Origin of the sequence: Rhizobium sp. CBN3, from assembly GCF_030518245.1 — a bacterium.
GTDB lineage: Bacteria > Pseudomonadota > Alphaproteobacteria > Rhizobiales > Rhizobiaceae > Rhizobium > Rhizobium aethiopicum_A.
This window is the reverse complement of sequence record NZ_JAULSE010000008.1, coordinates 209,464-225,255: the sequence shown is the minus strand read 5'-3', so window position 1 is coordinate 225,255 and position 15,792 is coordinate 209,464. Positions and strand designations below refer to the sequence as shown.

17 protein-coding genes and 1 pseudogene are annotated in these 15,792 nt (G+C 61.6%); 9 read left to right on the top strand and 9 right to left on the bottom strand.

Annotated features, from left to right (window positions below; genetic code table 11):
• Window position 1: 1 nt before the first annotated feature.
• From QWJ46_RS14920 to argE, 4 genes are all read right to left on the bottom strand, one after another.
• A complete protein-coding gene (locus QWJ46_RS14920) occupies window positions 2–1,465 on the bottom strand; it encodes an aldehyde dehydrogenase (RefSeq protein ID WP_302751853.1) in 1,464 nt (487 codons plus the stop codon).
• A gap of 149 nt (window positions 1,466–1,614) precedes the next feature.
• Window positions 1,615–1,968, bottom strand: a complete 354-nt coding sequence (locus tag QWJ46_RS14915) for a cupin domain-containing protein (protein WP_184456222.1) — start codon at window positions 1,966–1,968, stop codon at window positions 1,615–1,617.
• Window positions 1,969–2,005: 37 nt separating this feature from the next.
• Window positions 2,006–2,929 carry a glyoxylate/hydroxypyruvate reductase A gene (locus tag QWJ46_RS14910; RefSeq protein WP_302751852.1) on the bottom strand — a complete coding sequence of 308 codons (924 nt, stop codon included), beginning with the start codon at window positions 2,927–2,929 and terminating at the stop codon, window positions 2,006–2,008.
• 23 nt (window positions 2,930–2,952) lie between these two features.
• Window positions 2,953–4,077 (bottom strand): acetylornithine deacetylase, encoded by a 1,125-nt coding sequence (gene argE / locus QWJ46_RS14905; RefSeq protein ID WP_302751850.1) that lies wholly within the window; start codon window positions 4,075–4,077, stop codon window positions 2,953–2,955.
• Window positions 4,078–4,338: 261 nt separating this feature from the next.
• Here argE and QWJ46_RS14900 point away from each other — a divergent pair, with 261 nt between their 5' ends.
• Window positions 4,339–5,241: a GNAT family N-acetyltransferase gene (locus QWJ46_RS14900; protein WP_184456228.1), complete on the top strand. Its 903-nt coding sequence runs from the start codon at window positions 4,339–4,341 to the stop codon at window positions 5,239–5,241.
• 6 nt (window positions 5,242–5,247) lie between these two features.
• On the opposite strand, the pseudogene QWJ46_RS14895 reads toward QWJ46_RS14900, so the two are convergent.
• Window positions 5,248–5,449, bottom strand: a pseudogene (locus tag QWJ46_RS14895) (hypothetical protein).
• Window positions 5,450–5,610: 161 nt separating this feature from the next.
• On the bottom strand, window positions 5,611–5,922 hold the full coding sequence (locus QWJ46_RS14890; RefSeq protein ID WP_184456596.1) for a hypothetical protein: 312 nt from the start codon (window positions 5,920–5,922) through the stop codon (window positions 5,611–5,613).
• A gap of 313 nt (window positions 5,923–6,235) precedes the next feature.
• On the opposite strand from QWJ46_RS14890, the gene QWJ46_RS14885 reads away from it, so the two are divergent.
• Window positions 6,236–7,141: a LysR substrate-binding domain-containing protein gene (locus QWJ46_RS14885; RefSeq protein ID WP_302751849.1), complete on the top strand. Its 906-nt coding sequence runs from the start codon at window positions 6,236–6,238 to the stop codon at window positions 7,139–7,141.
• A gap of 56 nt (window positions 7,142–7,197) precedes the next feature.
• Complete coding sequence (locus tag QWJ46_RS14880) at window positions 7,198–8,328, top strand: HPP family protein (RefSeq protein WP_302751848.1); 1,131 nt, start codon at window positions 7,198–7,200, stop codon at window positions 8,326–8,328.
• 132 nt (window positions 8,329–8,460) lie between these two features.
• On the opposite strand, the gene QWJ46_RS14875 is transcribed toward QWJ46_RS14880, so the two are convergent.
• From QWJ46_RS14875 to groES, 3 genes are all read right to left on the bottom strand, one after another.
• On the bottom strand, window positions 8,461–8,712 hold the full coding sequence (locus tag QWJ46_RS14875) for a hypothetical protein (RefSeq protein ID WP_302751847.1): 252 nt from the start codon (window positions 8,710–8,712) through the stop codon (window positions 8,461–8,463).
• Window positions 8,713–8,769: 57 nt separating this feature from the next.
• Window positions 8,770–10,398, bottom strand: a complete 1,629-nt coding sequence (gene groL / locus QWJ46_RS14870; protein WP_184456236.1) for a chaperonin GroEL — start codon at window positions 10,396–10,398, stop codon at window positions 8,770–8,772.
• A gap of 150 nt (window positions 10,399–10,548) precedes the next feature.
• Window positions 10,549–10,863 (bottom strand): co-chaperone GroES, encoded by a 315-nt coding sequence (gene groES / locus QWJ46_RS14865; protein WP_184456238.1) that lies wholly within the window; start codon window positions 10,861–10,863, stop codon window positions 10,549–10,551.
• A 354-nt stretch (window positions 10,864–11,217) separates the two neighbouring features.
• Between groES and QWJ46_RS14860 the strand changes: the two genes are divergently transcribed.
• The 6 genes from QWJ46_RS14860 (at window position 11,218) to QWJ46_RS14835 (ending at window position 15,752) form a co-directional block, all read left to right on the top strand.
• Window positions 11,218–11,508, top strand: coding sequence for a hypothetical protein (locus QWJ46_RS14860; RefSeq protein WP_184456240.1), 291 nt, complete (start codon window positions 11,218–11,220; stop codon window positions 11,506–11,508).
• A gap of 109 nt (window positions 11,509–11,617) precedes the next feature.
• On the top strand, window positions 11,618–11,974 hold the full coding sequence (locus tag QWJ46_RS14855; protein ID WP_302751845.1) for a hypothetical protein: 357 nt from the start codon (window positions 11,618–11,620) through the stop codon (window positions 11,972–11,974).
• A 59-nt stretch (window positions 11,975–12,033) separates the two neighbouring features.
• On the top strand, window positions 12,034–12,366 hold the full coding sequence (locus tag QWJ46_RS14850) for a four-helix bundle copper-binding protein (protein WP_184456244.1): 333 nt from the start codon (window positions 12,034–12,036) through the stop codon (window positions 12,364–12,366).
• A 68-nt stretch (window positions 12,367–12,434) separates the two neighbouring features.
• Entirely contained in the window at window positions 12,435–12,761 is a 327-nt protein-coding gene (locus tag QWJ46_RS14845) for a DUF2934 domain-containing protein (RefSeq protein ID WP_302751874.1), read from the top strand.
• 5 nt (window positions 12,762–12,766) lie between these two features.
• Window positions 12,767–13,186, top strand: a complete 420-nt coding sequence (locus tag QWJ46_RS14840) for a metal-dependent phosphohydrolase (RefSeq protein WP_302751843.1) — start codon at window positions 12,767–12,769, stop codon at window positions 13,184–13,186.
• A gap of 175 nt (window positions 13,187–13,361) precedes the next feature.
• Window positions 13,362–15,752: a PAS-domain containing protein gene (locus QWJ46_RS14835; protein ID WP_302751842.1), complete on the top strand. Its 2,391-nt coding sequence runs from the start codon at window positions 13,362–13,364 to the stop codon at window positions 15,750–15,752.
• The last annotated feature ends 40 nt before the right edge of the window (window positions 15,753–15,792 follow it).

Below are 15,792 nucleotides of genomic sequence, written 5' to 3'. Positions count from 1 at the left end.
CTTAAAGGCTGATGAGCACGCTCTTGCTCTTGCGGTTGGCGTGATAGGCTTCGCGACCGAGATCCTTGCCGATGCCGGACTGCTTGTAGCCGCCGGTCGGCAGGATATGGTCGCGTGATCGGCCGTATCGGTTGACCCAGACGGTGCCGGCCTGCAGGCGGCGGGTGAGGCGGATCGCGCGCGAGAGATCGCGGGTGAAGAGGCCGGCGGCCAGCCCATAGGATGGGTGGTCGGCCAGCCCTAGCGCCTCCTCCTCATCCTCGAAGGTCTGGATGGTCAGGACCGGTCCGAAGATTTCTTCGAGAACCGCGGGCGATGTTGCCGTCACGCCTGAAATCAGCGTCGGTGCGTAGAAATAACCCTCACGGTCGAGCCGGCCCCCACCTGTAAGGCATTCGGCGCCGTTGTCGATCGCGGCGCGGATGATGCCGTCCATGCGGGCGATCTGCCGCTCCGAGATAACGGGCGAATAATCGGTGGTTTCCTCCCAGGTCGGTCCAGGGCGGATCGCCGTCAGTCTGGAAAGCAGTGCTGCCGCGAGCGCATCCGCCACCTTCGCCTCGACGATGAGGCGGGATCCGCATATGCAGGCCTGACCGGCGTTGGACAAAATGCTGGCGGCGATGGCGCCTGCCGCAAGATCGAGATCGGCATCCGCGAAGACCAGCTGCGGGCTCTTGCCGCCGAGCTCCAGCGTCATCGGCTTCACGCCCGTACGGGCAATATTGGCCATGATAGCCGCGCCGGCCGTCGTCGAGCCGGTGAAGCTCACTTTGGAAATCCCCGGGTGCCCGGTGATGGCGGTGCCGGTGATCGGCCCGTCACCCAGCACGACGTTGACGACGCCGGCGGGCAGGCCGGCCCGCACCGAAAGCTCGGCAAGATAGAGTGTCGAAAACGGCGTCATCTCCGACGGCTTCAGCACCACGGCATTACCCGCCGCCAGTGCCGGAGCAAGCTTCCAGCCTGCCATCGACAGAGGGAAATTCCAGGGCGTGATGGCGCCGACGACGCCATAGGGTTCCGTCACGATCATGCCGAAATTCGCGTCGTCGGTCGGGACGAGATCGCCGCCTTCCTTGTCGGCGAATTCGGCAAAAAAGCGGATCTGCTCGGCGGTGACGGCGATATCGCCGGCGACGAGATGGCCGACGGGGCGGGTTGAGGAGAGAGCCTCAAGCCTGGCGAGTGTCTCCGCCTCGGCTTCGATCAGATCCGCCCAGCGCTGCAACGCCTTGGTGCGCTCGCGCGGCCGCACGCCGCCCCAATTGCTTCTATCTAACGCCTCCCTTGCCGTCTCCACGGCTTGGTCGACAAGGGCCGCGTCGGCAAGCGGACAGCCGGCATAGGCCTTGCCGTCGGACGGCCGATTCATATCGATGACGGCTTCGGCCGGAACCAGCCGGCCGCCGATGAAATGCCCCATGGGCAGGGAAATCGAGTTCGGATCGAAGCTGAGTGTCATTGCGTGTCCTCGGCATGAACTTGCTTAAGCCTAGCCTGGGAAACCGAGCAGCATGCATCGACCGGAATTGCTGCAGCGGATGAAAATTGCGTTTTCCGCGCCGCCGCCAGTCAAATCTACGGCCGGTGATCACGCCGGGCCGCTCGCCGTCACGCCACGGTCACGTAGATCTTGCGAACCGTCTCGATCGTCTTCCACACGCCGACGAAGCCCGGCTTCATGACGAAGCTGTCACCGGCCTTGTAGACCACCGGTTCTCCGCCGTCCGGCGTAAGTTCGACCAGGCCGGAAAGGATATGGCAGAACTCGAATGTCTCGCCCTTGATCGAACGCGTCTCACCGGGCGTTGCCTCCCATACGCCGGTATGAACCGTATCTGCGCGAGCGACATCCTGCGCCCAGGTCTTGAAGCTGGGATTGCCCGAGATCAGACGCTCGGGGAGGGGGCTGGATTCGCGCGGCGCATGCGATGGATTGGCGTCGATTGTCTTGAGCAGGGACATGGCTTTCCTTTCGAGGTGCAGATGGTTGGTGGGATGATCAGTAGCCGCGGCTGCGATCGACCAGCCCGATCGGGTCGAGGCCCGCCCTGTGTCGTTTAATGTTGCCGATCACGGTGGCCGCCGCGGTTTCAGCTTGCGTGACGCTCGCAATATGCGGCGTCAGCAGAATTTTTGGATGATTCCAGAAGGCGTGGTCCGCAGGCAGCGGCTCCGGATTGGTAACATCGACGACAGCGCCGGAGAGACGTCCGGCGTCGAGTGCAGCGACAAGCGCCTGATGATCGAGCTGAGCGCCGCGACCCACATGAACGAGTGCGGCCCCAGCAGGAAGCCTGGCAAAGAGCTCAGCATTCAGGAAGCCGCGCGTCTCCTCGGTCAGCGGCAGCATGCAGACGAGAATATCGGTGGTGGCAAGCAGGGTCTCGAGCCCCTCGCCGCCGCTGAGGCACCGAACGCCGTCGACCGCGCGCGGAGTGCGGCTCCAGCCGGACAGCGGAAAGCCGAAACGATGCAAACTCTCAAGCGCCGCGCTTCCGAGCATGCCGAGCCCGAGCACGCCGATGCGGCGTTCCGTCGCCTGAACGGGTGCGATCGGTTGCCAGATCCCGCGTCGCTGCTGGTCGAGATAGGCCGGCAGATCGCGATGGAGCGCGAGCACGGCGAGCGTCACATATTCCTGCATCATTCTGACGATGCCGTCTTCGACCATGCGTACCACCTTGACCTGCGTAGGCACGGCGTCGATGCGGAACTGATCGATGCCGGCGCCGATCGAAAACAGGATTTCAAGATTGTTGTAACGGGCGAGATCATCCGGCGCGGTCCAGGTGATGAGGTAGCGCACAGCCTCCGGTTCGACCGATGCCGGATCCATGGCGAAGCTTATGTCGGGCAGCTCGCGCGCGAAGGCCTCGGCGAATATGGCGCCGCGCTTCGCATCGGAATTGAAGAGAAAGGTCATGGTAACGGCTCCTTGATCTGACGTCAGGCGATGCAATGTCGGGCGAGTGCCTCGATCATCGCCTGGCAGGCCAGGAGTTCGCTTGCGAGGATGAATTCGTCCGGTCGGTGAGCACGGGCGATATCGCCCGGTCCGCAGACGATCGCATCCATGCCGGCGCGCTGGAAAAGGCCGGCCTCGGTGCCGTAGCTGACGGCGGCGAGCGGCTCGGTACCGGTGAGTTCGCTAAGCAAATGCGCAAGTGGCGCATCGGCGGCAAGCGACAGCGCCGGATAGGCGCTAAGCTCGCGCCATTCCGACTGAAAGCCGCGTTGCGGCAGCGCCTCGGCGATCGCTCGCAGCGGCGCCAGCAGCGTGGCCGGGTCGATTCCAGAAATAGCCCTGGCCTCGAACTCGGCCTCGCAGCTATCGGGAATGATGTTGACCGCCTGGCCGCCCTTCAGCGTGCCGACCTGGAGCGAGGAATAGGGCGGTTCGAACACAGGATCGAACGGACCCTGCGTCAGCCGTTCGGCTTCGGCGCTGGCGCAAGCCAAGATCTCGGTAATGGCATGGATTGCATTCAGCCCCTGGTCCGGGCGCGAGGAGTGGCCGGATCGGCCCCTGACCGTCAGCCGGGCGGCCGCCTTGCCCTTGTGGGCTCGGATCGCCCGCATGCCGCTCGGTTCGCCGATAATCGCGCCGAGCGGATGTGCACAGAGCTCAGGCAGGCGCGCGATCATGTGCGGGACGCCGCGGCAGCCTGCCTCCTCATCGTAGGAAAAAGCGAGGTGGATGGGCCGCCGGAGTCGTGCCGCCGCGAGTGCGGGGACGGCGGCAAGCACGACGGCGAGAAAGCCCTTCATGTCGGTGGTTCCGCGGCCGTAGAGGCGATCCTTTTCGACGCGCAGGCGAAACGGATCGCTGCTCCACCCGGCTTCGGCGGCGGGAACGACGTCCATGTGGCCGGAGAGGATGTAGCCCGGCGTCTCCCTTGGGCCGATCGTTGCGAAGAGGTTCGACCGGTCGCCCTCGGGGCCGGCAATCTCCGTGGCGACAAAACCGTGGCTTTGCAGGTAATGCCTGATCCACCCAGCGATCTCGCCGTTCGGCGTGCCGACGACCGAGGGAAAGCCGACCAACCTTTCGAGGATTTCAACTGCCTGCATGAGCGTCCTCGCATCGCGGGATATGGAATTGCACCGGCCCACTCGCGGGCAACGGCGCAGCCGGCGGTCGGGGTCTGGTCAATGACTGTAGGGACCCGGCCAGGCTTTATTTGCCGAAACTGCATCGGATTTGGACGATTGTTGTGTTTGCACGGGCTTCGCCAGTGAATTGTATCGCGCGATCCGTCTTAATCTCGACGAAGGAACTTCCGGGCGCAGCTTTCCCTATGGGTGGCCGGACAACACCGCAGGAGGGCGGGAGTGAGTGCACTGACATCCGAATCCAGGTTGGTCGATAGTTTCGAGACGCGCATAACCGGGATCGACAGCGTCGACCTCGACAAGCTGCATGCGCTGTCGATGTCCGTCGCCTGGCCGCATCGCCGTGAAGACTGGCAATTCCTGCGCGAATTCGGGCAAGGCATTGCGGCCATCGATGAAATCGGCCGCATCCTCGGCTCCGCGATGTGGTTTCCCTATGATGACCGGTTCGCCACGATCGGTATGGTCATCACCTCGCCGCGCCTGCAGGCCAATGGCGCCGGGCAATGGCTGATGGGCCACGCGCTCGACCAGGTCGCCGGACGAAATCTTGGGCTGAACGCGACGCGGGCGGCGCGTCGCCTTTATTTGTCGTTGGATTTTGTCCGTGAAGCGCCCGTCTTTCAATGCCAGGGTGAAGCGATAGCGCCACCGGATGTGGAGTTGCCGCCCGGTGCCGCAATACGGCCTGTGGAAGCTGAAGATCTGGAGGCGATCGCCGAACTGGATCGCGTGGCCTTCGGCACGGACCGCACGCCGCTTCTGGCAAGGCTCATGACAAATTCGAAGGGCGTCGTGCTCGTTCGCGGCGGCCGGATCGAGGCCTTCTCGCTTTGCCGAAGGTTCGGGCGCGGCCATGTCGTCGGCCCGGTGGTGGCGGTCAGTGACGCTGACGCGATTGCCGTCGTCCATACGCATGTGCTCGAGCATGCGGGGTCATTCCTGCGCCTCGATACACGCGAGAAAGTCGGGATATTTGCCGATTTTCTCTCCCGCTGCGGCCTTGCTGTCTTTGACTTCGTGACAACCATGTCGCTGGGCGACCCTTGGCTCCCAATTCCGGCAGGTCATGTGGGGCATCGGCCGAAAACCTATGCGCTGGTCAGCCAGGCGCTCGGCTGACGGGAATTAAGCGCCGGGATAAGTGGGCATGGCGGCCGAAGCCTTGATACGTTCGGCTTCGGGTCGGAAGGAACGATATTGCCACAGGCCTTCCCGCCGTTTCCCGCCGGTATACGGTCTCGAGCCAGAACACCGTGTCATCGATCGGCAGGACAGGATGCCAGGCATACCACTCCGACCAGATCCTCTCTCGCTGCTCGATACTCATCGCTCCTCTCCCCACTCTTGAAGCGATCCGCTTCGAAAAACATTCAGCAGGAGAGAATTATATTACGAAACCATTCTGTCGCGAGGATCGTTTTTGGCGCCGCGTGAAGTTGCTCAGCCAATCGTCTCACCGCCGCTGGCGCGCACAAGATGGCCGGATAATCAGCCAATCGAGCGCAGCCCGAGATAGGCGGCCAGGCTAACGGCAGAAAGCGCGATGGTCAGCCTGGGGCGGGCGTCGTCGAACATCGCCGCCAGCATAAGGCAGAGCATCAGCACGACGGATTTGGCCCAGAGATTTTGGTCGGAGATGGTGAAGGCGACTGCCGCAAGAAAGACGGCGCTTGCGACGACCGTCACGGGAGCGGATTTCTCAGCGAGATCGCCGCCGGCAAAATACGGCAGAAGAAAACGCCGCATGCTCAGGCCTGAAGCGACGCTTAGAAGAAGGCAGGTCAAAACAAGGTGCAGCATATGGTCGGCGCCGGTCGTTCTACAGATCAGCATAGAGACGCAATCTCCATGCCAGCCGCAAAACGCCCGATAGCCGGGGCGATGCAGCGGTTTGCGTGGCTATTTCGGCGGCGTCTCGATCTTTTTTCGGCAATCACTTGGCTGTCTGGCCTGCGGATGCGCGGACATTTTTAATGAGAAGGTCGAGCCCGGGAGCCTTCACGCGCTGCCCCGATTCCGGTTTTTCGCCTGTGTCTAAACCCGCTTGAGCTCGGGTAATGATTTTTATATAGAGAACAATGACTCGCTTTAATTCCGGAAAAGAGATTTTTCATTGGACCTTTCGTCAATCGAGATATTCCTCGCCGTTGCCAGCGATCGCAGCGTTACCAAGGCCGCAAAGGCAGTCGGTCGAGTGCCGTCCAACGTGACGACGCGCATCCAGCAATTGGAGGAAGACCTTGGCGCTTGCCTGTTCAGCCGTGACGGCAAGAAGATGACGCTGACACGGGAGGGCGAAACCTTTCTCGCCTATGCCAACCGGCTGATGGCGCTGGCGCTCGAAGCGCGTCAGGCCGTGCGGCCTCTTGCCCCATCGGGAACATTGCGGGTCGGCACGATGGAGAGCACGGCGGCAAGCCGGCTGCCGGCGGCGTTGACGCAATTCAACCAGATGTGGCCCGACGTGTCGCTGCATCTGACGATGGGCGCGTCACGCGATCTCGCCCGCGATGTTCTGGCCGATGTGCTGGATTGCGCGCTGATTGCCCGCCCGCCGAAGACGATGCGGGAGGAGGATCTGGATTTCGATGCCGAACTCGAGGCGCTGGAGATGGAGACGGTCTTCGTCGAAGATTTGTTGATCGTGCTGCCATCCGGCCATCCCGCCATCAAATCCGCGGCCGACCTGCGTGTCGGATCGCTGGCAGCTTTGGAACCTGGCTGCACCTATCGCCGGATTGCCGAAAACTGGGCGCGCAAAACGAGCGCCCTATCGACGAGCGAGCTTGGTTCCTATCATGCGATCCTGGCGAGCGTTGCGACCGGGAATACGGCGGGTGTGATGCCAAGGTCCGTTCTCGATCTCATGCATTGGCCGACTGCCGTTCAGACCCATCAGCTCGGGCCGGTCGAAACGCTGCTGGTTTACCGCAAGGACGATTGCCCCAGCGCCTTCAGTGCCTTTCATGAGGTGCTTGGCGCAACCAAAGGCAGAGATGTCAGGCTGGCGGCGAACTAGCTTCTGCGTCTCTTCCTTCACCCTCCAGATAATCCTCACTCATCATTGGTCTTCGCATGCAGTTTCCCGTTTCACCGAAGGTGGGGCCGAGCCGTTTTCGCCGCTTTCGATTGTTTTCGCCCATTCTGGCCGGCGCGACTCTAAGAGAACGATTGATCGCCTGTTTCGGCGCCTTGCTGGGCATCGGTCTCACCGGCGTCATCAGCGGCTATCTGTTCGGCCAGGGGCCACATCTTCCGCTGATCGTCGCACCGATGGGGGCGTCGGCGGTGCTGCTTTTCGCGGTGCCGGCAAGCCCGTTGGCACAGCCATGGGCAATCATCGGCGGCAATACAATTTCCGCCTTGATGGGCATCATCGCCGCCTATTTCATTCGTGATCCGATCATCGCCACGGGCGTTGGCGTCTCGCTGGCCATCGGCGCGATGTCGTTCACGCGATGCCTTCACCCGCCGGGAGGGGCTGCGGCACTGACCGCGGTGCTCGGCGGTCCTGTCGTCGCCGGCTGGGGATTCCTCTTTCCCTTCGTGCCGGTCGCTTTGAACTCCTGCATTCTCGTCGGGCTCGGGCTGCTGTTCCACAAGCTTTCCAGACGGAACTATCCGCACGTCGTTCCGAAGCCGGCGGAGAACACCCATCAGACGATCGATCCGCCATCCGCCGCGCGGGTGGGCTTTCGCGAGGAGGATGTCGATGCCGCCCTCGAGGCGCTCGACGAAACCTTCGATATCGATCGGGCGGACCTCGGAAGACTGCTGCAGCAGGTCGAACTGCAGGCGGCTATCCGATCAAACGACAAGATCAGCTGCGCCGATATCATGTCGCGTGACGTGATCGCCATCGGCGAGACGTCCGAGCCGGACGCCGCGCGACATCTTCTTTTGAAGCATAATATCCGCACCCTGCCGGTGAAGGATCCGGAAGGCCGTCTGATCGGCACTGTCGGCTTGCGTGAATTGTTTGGGGGCGGCGATACGATTGCCCACGCGATCTCAAAACCGGCGGTGGCAAGAGCTTTGGATGCCGCCCTGTCGCTGCTGCCGGTTCTGACCGACGGGCGCACCCATGCCGTAATTATTGTCGACGACGACCACCGGATCCTCGGCCTGATATCGCAGACCGACCTGTTGAGCGCGTTGGCGCGGCTGCTGCCGAACGACGGCGACGCGATCGCTGCCGTGGCGTGAAACGTGCGGTGCCGCTGGCCCGTCACGGCCGCCGAAGGCGACGTGCCTTCGTCGTCGGCCCTTCCGATATAATCCCGGCTATGACCTGAAACGGATGCGGGATGCGCTCGTCATCGATTTCGCGCCGCGCCGTCACTGAGCAGTCGGCGGGCGTCCGTCCGGCTCAAACAGGCCGCGGGCCGCCTCGACCATCGACTGCAGATGATTGGGATCGCGCACGCCCTGCCGGTAGAGCTCGATGATGATGCCCGCCATTCGTTGGGCTTCTTCGCTGTCTCTTGCTACTGCGTAATCGGCGCTGAGCTTGTCGAAGACGCGCTGGCAGGTTTCGAGATCGCGGGAGTCCAGCGGCACCTGCGATCGGTTTATGATCGTTTGAACCATCGTCATTCCCTCGGAAAAGGCCCGCCCGGCGTGTCCGGGCGAGCCCGCGACCCTGTCTTAAAAGTCCATACCGGCGCCGGGCGGCATTGCCGGAGGAGCATCCTTCTTCGGCTTCTCGGCGATCATCGCTTCCGTCGTCACCAGCAGGCCGGCGATGGAGGATGCGTCCTGCAGCGCGGTGCGAACGACCTTCGCCGGATCGATGACGCCCTGCGCGTAGAGATCGCCGAATTCGCCGGTCTGAGCGTTCCAGCCATAGGAGAATTCGCTCTTCTCGCGCAGCTTGCCGACAACGACCGAGCCTTCCGCGCCAGCGTTTTCGGCGATCTGGCGAGCCGGGGCCTCGAGCGCACGGCGGACGATTTCGACGCCGACCCGCTGGTCGTCATTGGCGGTCTTGATATTGGCGAGTGCCTTGACCGAGCGCAGCAGCGCCACGCCGCCGCCCGGCAGGATGCCTTCCTCGACCGCTGCCCGGGTTGCATGCAGCGCATCGTCGACGCGATCCTTCTTCTCCTTCACCTCGACCTCCGTCGAGCCGCCGACGCGGATGACGGCAACGCCGCCAGCGAGCTTGGCAAGACGTTCCTGCAGCTTCTCGCGGTCGTAGTCGGAGGTGGTTTCTTCGATCTGGGCCTTGATCTGGGCGATGCGGCCTGAAATCTCCTCCTTCGAACCGACGCCGTCGATGATGGTCGTGTTTTCCTTCTCGACCGTGATCTTTTTTGCCCGGCCGAGCATATTGAGCGTCACATTCTCAAGCTTGATGCCGAGATCTTCGGCGATGACGGTGCCCGCGGTCAGGATGGCGATGTCTTCAAGCATGGCCTTGCGACGGTCACCGAAGCCGGGTGCCTTGACGGCAGCGATCTTCAAGCCGCCGCGCAGCTTGTTGACGACGAGGGTCGCAAGGGCTTCGCCTTCGACGTCTTCAGCGATGATGAGAAGCGGCTTGCCCGACTGAACGACAGCTTCGAGGATCGGCAGCATCGACTGCAGGTTCGACAGCTTCTTCTCATGAATGAGAATATAGGGGTCCTCGAACTCGACCCGCATCTTGTCGGCATTGGTGACGAAGTAGGGGCTCAAATAGCCCCGGTCGAACTGCATGCCTTCGACGACCTCGAGTTCGGTCTCGGCCGTCTTGGCCTCTTCAACGGTGATGACGCCGTCATTGCCGACCTTTTGCACGGCCTCCGCCAGGAAGCGGCCGATTTCGGGATCACCATTGGCGGAAATCGTGCCGACCTGGGCAATTTCGGCATTATTGGATATCTTACGGGCGTTGGCCTTCAGTTCTTCGACGATAGCGCTGACGGCGAGATCGATGCCGCGCTTCAGGTCCATCGGGTTCATGCCTGACGTCACTGCCTTGGCGCCCTCCTTGACGATTGCCTGGGCGAGCACCGTCGCAGTCGTGGTGCCGTCGCCGGCGATGTCGCTGGTCTTCGAAGCGACTTCGCGGACCATCTGGGCTCCCATGTTTTCGAACTTGTCTTCGAGCTCGACTTCCTTGGCGACCGAGACGCCGTCCTTGGTGATGCGCGGCGCGCCGAACGACTTGTCGATCACGACGTTACGGCCTTTCGGACCCAGCGTCACCTTTACGGCATTGGCCAGGATGTCGACACCGCGCAGCATCTTTTCGCGGGCTTCGACGCTGAATTTGACTTCTTTAGCAGCCATGTCCTCACTCCTTCATCGGCAGCTAGCGCATGTCGCCAAGTGTACAGCGGTTTTGCGAGAACGACATGCGTAGAAATTAAGATCTAAAGCGCAAGGAGCGAATCTCAGAGATTGCAACGCGCTTTAACGTTGACTTCCGACGTGATGGACTCAGGCGGCCTCTTTCTGCTCGCCCTGATCGTCGATGATACCCATCACGTCGCTTTCCTTCATGATCAGCAGGTCTTCGCCGTCGATCTTGATCTCCGTGCCGGACCACTTGCCGAACAGGATGCGATCGCCGGCCTTGACGTCGAGCGCCTGGATCTGGCCGGCATCGTTGCGGGCGCCGGAGCCGACGGCGATGACTTCGCCTTCCTGCGGCTTTTCCTTGGCGGTGTCGGGAATGATGATGCCGCCCTTGGTCTTTTCCTCGGAAGCGACGCGGCGGACGAGAATGCGGTCATGAAGCGGTCGGAACGACATGTCTTCCTCCATAGACAAACAATAACGAACGGTGTTGGCGCTCGCCGCACCTGATTGACGAGGTCCGGACGGGTGCAAAGTCGCGCGCCTTGCGCGAATGATCTGGTTCGAGCGTTTTTCGATTTCAAGAGGAACAGGAGAAAAATTAGCACTCTCTGTCGGCGACTGCTAGCAGTTCTCCCGGGAACAGAAGACCCGCTCCTGCGTTCGACATAATGACGATGGTCGTCCCCTCGTCTCGAAGGCGAGTTCAAACTGCAACTGGCTTGAATCCGGATGTCGGCGTTCCTAGCTCTCAGGCGATCGAGGCTCGATGAGCTCGATCACCGTCCCACGTCTTTAGGAGTGAGTGACATGGAAGAGAAGACCAATATAATCAAAGACCTCAGTATCGAGGAACGCGAGGAGATCTTCGTCGATATCGCTCGCACGCTGGAGGATACAGCGCGCGAGGCGCTTGTAGAAGGCAATACGCAATTTGCCGTACTGTCCAACAACATGGCCGAAGCAATCCGCGTCAATGCCGACGAACTCGCCCGGGACGATCCCGAGAATGCCGAGCGGGTGTTGCTGCAGGCAACCGCGATGATCACGCAGTTCGAGGCCGTGCACCCCTATCGCATGGTGAGCATGGCCGTTCACTGATTTCGCCGGCAGCACTGTTCGGCTCGACCGACCGCTCGAATCAATCGCCAGCAGGCGGAACTCTCGCGGCCGGCGGAGGTTATTGGATCACAGCATCGAAAGGTGATCCATGACCACTTTCCCAACCAACACGTCACCCGAGAGCGGAACCGACGACGCGCGCTCTTTCGATACGCAGCAAGCCGAGGCCGACCGCCAGGCGGCATTGGAAGCCGCCCGGCGCAATATGCGTTCGACGTTGGATCGCGATGGGGGTACCGAGACCCCAAGCCTGAAACTTGCGAGGGAGTATCTGAGTCTCGGCGGGAGGCGCAGGTCCAAGATCGACGACAACATTACCACTGTTCGCCAGTGGGATGAGGATCCCCCGGCGGCGGAACGCTTCTGGAAAGAGCGGGTGGAAACACTTTCAAAGGCTGAGCGCAAGCAGGTGGAGGATTTTCTTCCCACCATCAACACGCCTTGAAAGACCGCCGGCGGCTCGTTGTCGCACGATGTGTTCGAACGCTCCGGAGGAGGAAGAGCATGCATGAGATCAATCCGGCAATGCAGGAATGCATCGACAATTGCCTGCGCTGCTATAGCGTTTGTCTTCGCACGGCCATGAGCCACTGCCTCGAGGCAGGTGGAAAACATACCGAACCCGCGCATTTCAGATTGATGATGGCCTGCGCCGAAATCTGCCGCACCTCAGCGCATTTCATGCTGATCGGCACGGATCACCACAAACATACCTGCCGTGAATGTGCCGAGATCTGCACGGAATGCGCGGCCGACTGCGAAAGAGTGGGCAATATGCAGGAATGTGTGGATGCGTGCCGAAGCTGCGCAGAAAGCTGCCGGGAGATGGCGGCCTAGGGCGCGATCGTTCAGGCGGGCCGGAGCCAAACGCGAGCTGGAAGGTCAGGTCGAAACTGGAGAAGATCATGGCCATGGACAAACACGAGCAGATACGGCGGCGCGCCTATGAAATCTGGGAAGCCGAAGGCCGCCCTGAAGGTTCGGACCTGCGTCATTGGATGCAAGCTTGCGACGAGCTGGCTGGCGAAGACGAGCATGAGACGCTGCAAGACCTGCTGGACCAAGACGACAGAGATGATGCGGCCTTGCTTCAAGGAGCCGGGGAAAGCGGTGATCTCGATTCGCCGCGAGCCGGCCTTGGTCAAGTTGCCGGCGCGACGACGCCCGATATCGAGATAACAACGGGAGAGAAGCCTTCCCGGCGAAAAATCAGAAGGACCGAAGGACCGTAACCGCCATGCAGCATCTCGACCATGCCATGCAAATCGCCTTAGAGGCGCATGAAGGGCAGGTGGACAAGACCGGCCGGCCATTTTTCGAGCATTGCCAGCGGATCGCGCTTCTCGTGTCGGGCGACGAGGCGCGAACGGTCGCCTATCTTCACGACGTCGCCGAAAAAGGCAGCGGCTGGACGCTCGACAGGTTAAGGGAGGAAGGCTTCCCGTCGGCGATCATCTCTGCGGTGGATGCCTTGACGCGGCGGCCCGAGGAGCCTGATGACGAATTCGTCAGACGCGCCGCATCGAATCCGCTGGCCCTGCCAGTCAAACAAGCCGACCTAGAAGACAATCTCCGACAGGCCGAACAAGCCGGCAAGAAAACCGAAAAATACCAGCGCGGTCTGGATCTCCTGCGCGACATCCGGAACGAACGCTAGGTCTGTTCGGGCGGCGCCGGCGAAATCTCGAAGAATGTCCTGCCGCGGGTCCTCTGGCATCACCTGATATTTTTCCGCATCGCCTGCAACCATTCTTCAACCATAGAACGCGGAGCACCCTGATGCCGACCTAAGGTGAGGGGCGTGTTAACCGGTACGACTTATAGTCGCGTCCATGTGGATGAACGGGGGAACGGTCGTGTCCGGCGAACTGCACACAATCTTGGTAATGGATGGCACGTTGGCAGGCCTGCAGGGTGTCGGCGACGCCCTTGAGCGACATGGTATCGTGCTGCGCGTTCACCTCGACCGAGCTGAGTTTCACGATTGCGCCGCCAAACGACCGCTGCCGGCGCTCATTCTGCTGGACGCCCTGTCGCCGGAAGGAGGTGGTCTCGAAGACTGCCGGCGTCTCAAGGCAAACCCCATAACGTGTGATATTCCGGTCATCATCCTGGTCTCGCCGGAGGACGAGGAGAGCCGGATCGGAGGGCTTGCCGCCGGTGCGGTGGATTGCGTTTCCAACCTTGTCTCCGCCGCGGAACTCGTCGCCCGCATTAAGCGACATATCGAGCTCGGCGCAGCCCACGCGCGCGTGCGGCGGCGCAACGAGCAACTCGATACGGCGCTTGCCAGCATGGGACAAGGCGTCTGCCTGTTCGACGAGGCCGGGCGGCTGCTGCTTTCAAACAACCGTTATGCAGAAGTCTACGGACTTGATTCCTCCGTCATCCATCCGGGACAGTCACTCGAAGACATCCTCAAGCTGAGACAGGGGGTCGGCGCCGTTCCCGCCACCTCGACCTCGGAATATCTCGCCTGGGCCGAAGCGACCAATAGGGGCGATACGCCCCGGGATTGGATCAAGGAACTCAAGTCGGGCCAGATCATCCGCGGCTATCATCAGCGCACGTCGGACGGCGGCTGGGTATCGACCCACGAGGACATCACGCAGGCCTGGCAGGCTGAAAAGGCCCTTGCGAAGGCGCATGTCCAGGCAGAACGCGCCGAGCAGGAGGCGCGGGCGGCGCATGCACGTCTTCTGGCGGCTTTCGAAGTCGTCCCGGAAGGTCTCGTCTTATTCGACGAGGAAGACCGCTTCGTCCTGTGGAACCAGAGATATGAGCAGCTTTACGCCGAAAGCGGCGATATGCTCGTGAAAGGCATGCGCTTCGAAGACCGCCTGCGTGCTGGCCTCGAACGCGGCCAATATCCGGAAGCGGTCGGGCGCGAGGAGGAATGGCTGGCGGAAAGGCTGGCCCATCATGCAAAGCCCACCAGCAGACACGAGCAGCGCCTCCCCGGAAACCGCTGGATACGGATCGAAGAACGCCGGATCTCCGAAGGCGGTAGCGTCGGCATACGTGTCGACATCACCGACCTCAAGATGCAGGAGGCATCGTTCAGGTTGCTGTTCGAAGGCAACCCGATGCCGATGTGGGTTTACGATCATGAAACGTTGAGATTTCTCCACGTAAACCAGGCCGCCATCGATCACTACGGTTATCGTCTGGAGCAATTCCTGACGATGCGACTATCCGACATCGAGGTGCAGGAATACAACCCGCCGCAGGCCGTCGTTTTCGATGTCGAGGATCCTGCTGCGTCCCGCTCTGCCCGGCATATCAAGGGCGATGGCACGGCCATCGAGGTTACCGTCTATTCCACCTGCCTGAACTACAAGGGCAAGTCGGCATCGCTGATGGCTGTCGTCGACGTCACCGAGGCCAAGCGCGCCGAAAAGGCTTTGCTGCAGCACCGTGACACGCTTGAAGAGATGGTGCGCTCCCGCACGGTCGAACTGGCGCGGCAGACAGAAGAGCTCGAACGAATGCTCGAACAGGAAAAGCAGATCAACGAGTTGCAGCGGCAGTTCGTTTCGATGGCATCGCATGAATTCCGCACCCCGCTTGCAGTGATCGACGGCGCGGCGCAACGGCTCATTCGGCGCAAGGAGGCAGCGACGCCGGAGTTTCTTTGCGAAAAAGCCGATCAGATCCGCAGCTCGGTTTCGCGCATGCTCGAACTGATGGAAAGTATCCTTGCTGCCGGGCGGTTGGACCACGGCAGGATCACCATCGTGCATAAGCCGTGCTCGATTGCCGAAATCATCCAAGTCTGCGGCGCCCGCCAGGAGAGCATCCGGCGCACCCACCGCTTTCTGCTTGACCTCGATCGGCTTCCTCCGGCCATTTATGGGGATCATCCTGCGCTCGACCAGGTCTTCAGCAATCTCTTCTCGAACGCTGTGAAATACGCACCGGATTCGCCGAGCGTCCACGTCACCGGATGGCAGGAAGGGGACAGCGTTTGCATCACCGTCCGCGACGAAGGCATAGGCATCGACGCCGATGACCTCCCGAAGATGTTCCAGCGTTATTTCCGGGCCAGAAGTTCCACAGGCATTGCCGGCACCGGCATCGGCCTCAATCTCGTCAAGCAGATCATCGAACTTCACGGCGGAACGATTGAGGTGACGAGCAGCCGCGGGAACGGCACGACATTTACGCTGAGGATTCCGATCGGCGCGGAGCAGCCAGATCAGTTGCGTGTCGCTGCCGGATAAGCAGATGGCATCTTCTCCGAGCGGCGGCGGCCTTAGCTGT

What these genes read in the sequence shown, in the direction of transcription:
- QWJ46_RS14910 (WP_302751852.1), bottom strand. Translation starts at nt 2,929, where the DNA reads ATGACCTTTCTCTTCAATTCCGATGCGAAGCGCGGCGCCATATTCGCC.
- QWJ46_RS14835 (WP_302751842.1), top strand. Translation starts at nt 13,362, where the DNA reads ATGTGGATGAACGGGGGAACGGTCGTGTCCGGCGAACTGCACACAATC.
- QWJ46_RS14855 (WP_302751845.1), top strand. Translation starts at nt 11,618, where the DNA reads ATGACCACTTTCCCAACCAACACGTCACCCGAGAGCGGAACCGACGAC.
- QWJ46_RS14840 (WP_302751843.1), top strand. Translation starts at nt 12,767, where the DNA reads ATGCAGCATCTCGACCATGCCATGCAAATCGCCTTAGAGGCGCATGAA.
- QWJ46_RS14860 (WP_184456240.1), top strand. Translation starts at nt 11,218, where the DNA reads ATGGAAGAGAAGACCAATATAATCAAAGACCTCAGTATCGAGGAACGC.
- QWJ46_RS14915 (WP_184456222.1), bottom strand. Translation starts at nt 1,968, where the DNA reads ATGTCCCTGCTCAAGACAATCGACGCCAATCCATCGCATGCGCCGCGC.
- groES (WP_184456238.1), bottom strand. Translation starts at nt 10,863, where the DNA reads ATGTCGTTCCGACCGCTTCATGACCGCATTCTCGTCCGCCGCGTCGCT.
- argE (WP_302751850.1), bottom strand. Translation starts at nt 4,077, where the DNA reads ATGCAGGCAGTTGAAATCCTCGAAAGGTTGGTCGGCTTTCCCTCGGTC.
- QWJ46_RS14890 (WP_184456596.1), bottom strand. Translation starts at nt 5,922, where the DNA reads ATGCTGCACCTTGTTTTGACCTGCCTTCTTCTAAGCGTCGCTTCAGGC.
- QWJ46_RS14880 (WP_302751848.1), top strand. Translation starts at nt 7,198, where the DNA reads ATGCAGTTTCCCGTTTCACCGAAGGTGGGGCCGAGCCGTTTTCGCCGC.
- QWJ46_RS14850 (WP_184456244.1), top strand. Translation starts at nt 12,034, where the DNA reads ATGCATGAGATCAATCCGGCAATGCAGGAATGCATCGACAATTGCCTG.
- QWJ46_RS14875 (WP_302751847.1), bottom strand. Translation starts at nt 8,712, where the DNA reads ATGGTTCAAACGATCATAAACCGATCGCAGGTGCCGCTGGACTCCCGC.
- QWJ46_RS14920 (WP_302751853.1), bottom strand. Translation starts at nt 1,465, where the DNA reads ATGACACTCAGCTTCGATCCGAACTCGATTTCCCTGCCCATGGGGCAT.
- QWJ46_RS14845 (WP_302751874.1), top strand. Translation starts at nt 12,435, where the DNA reads ATGGCCATGGACAAACACGAGCAGATACGGCGGCGCGCCTATGAAATC.
- groL (WP_184456236.1), bottom strand. Translation starts at nt 10,398, where the DNA reads ATGGCTGCTAAAGAAGTCAAATTCAGCGTCGAAGCCCGCGAAAAGATG.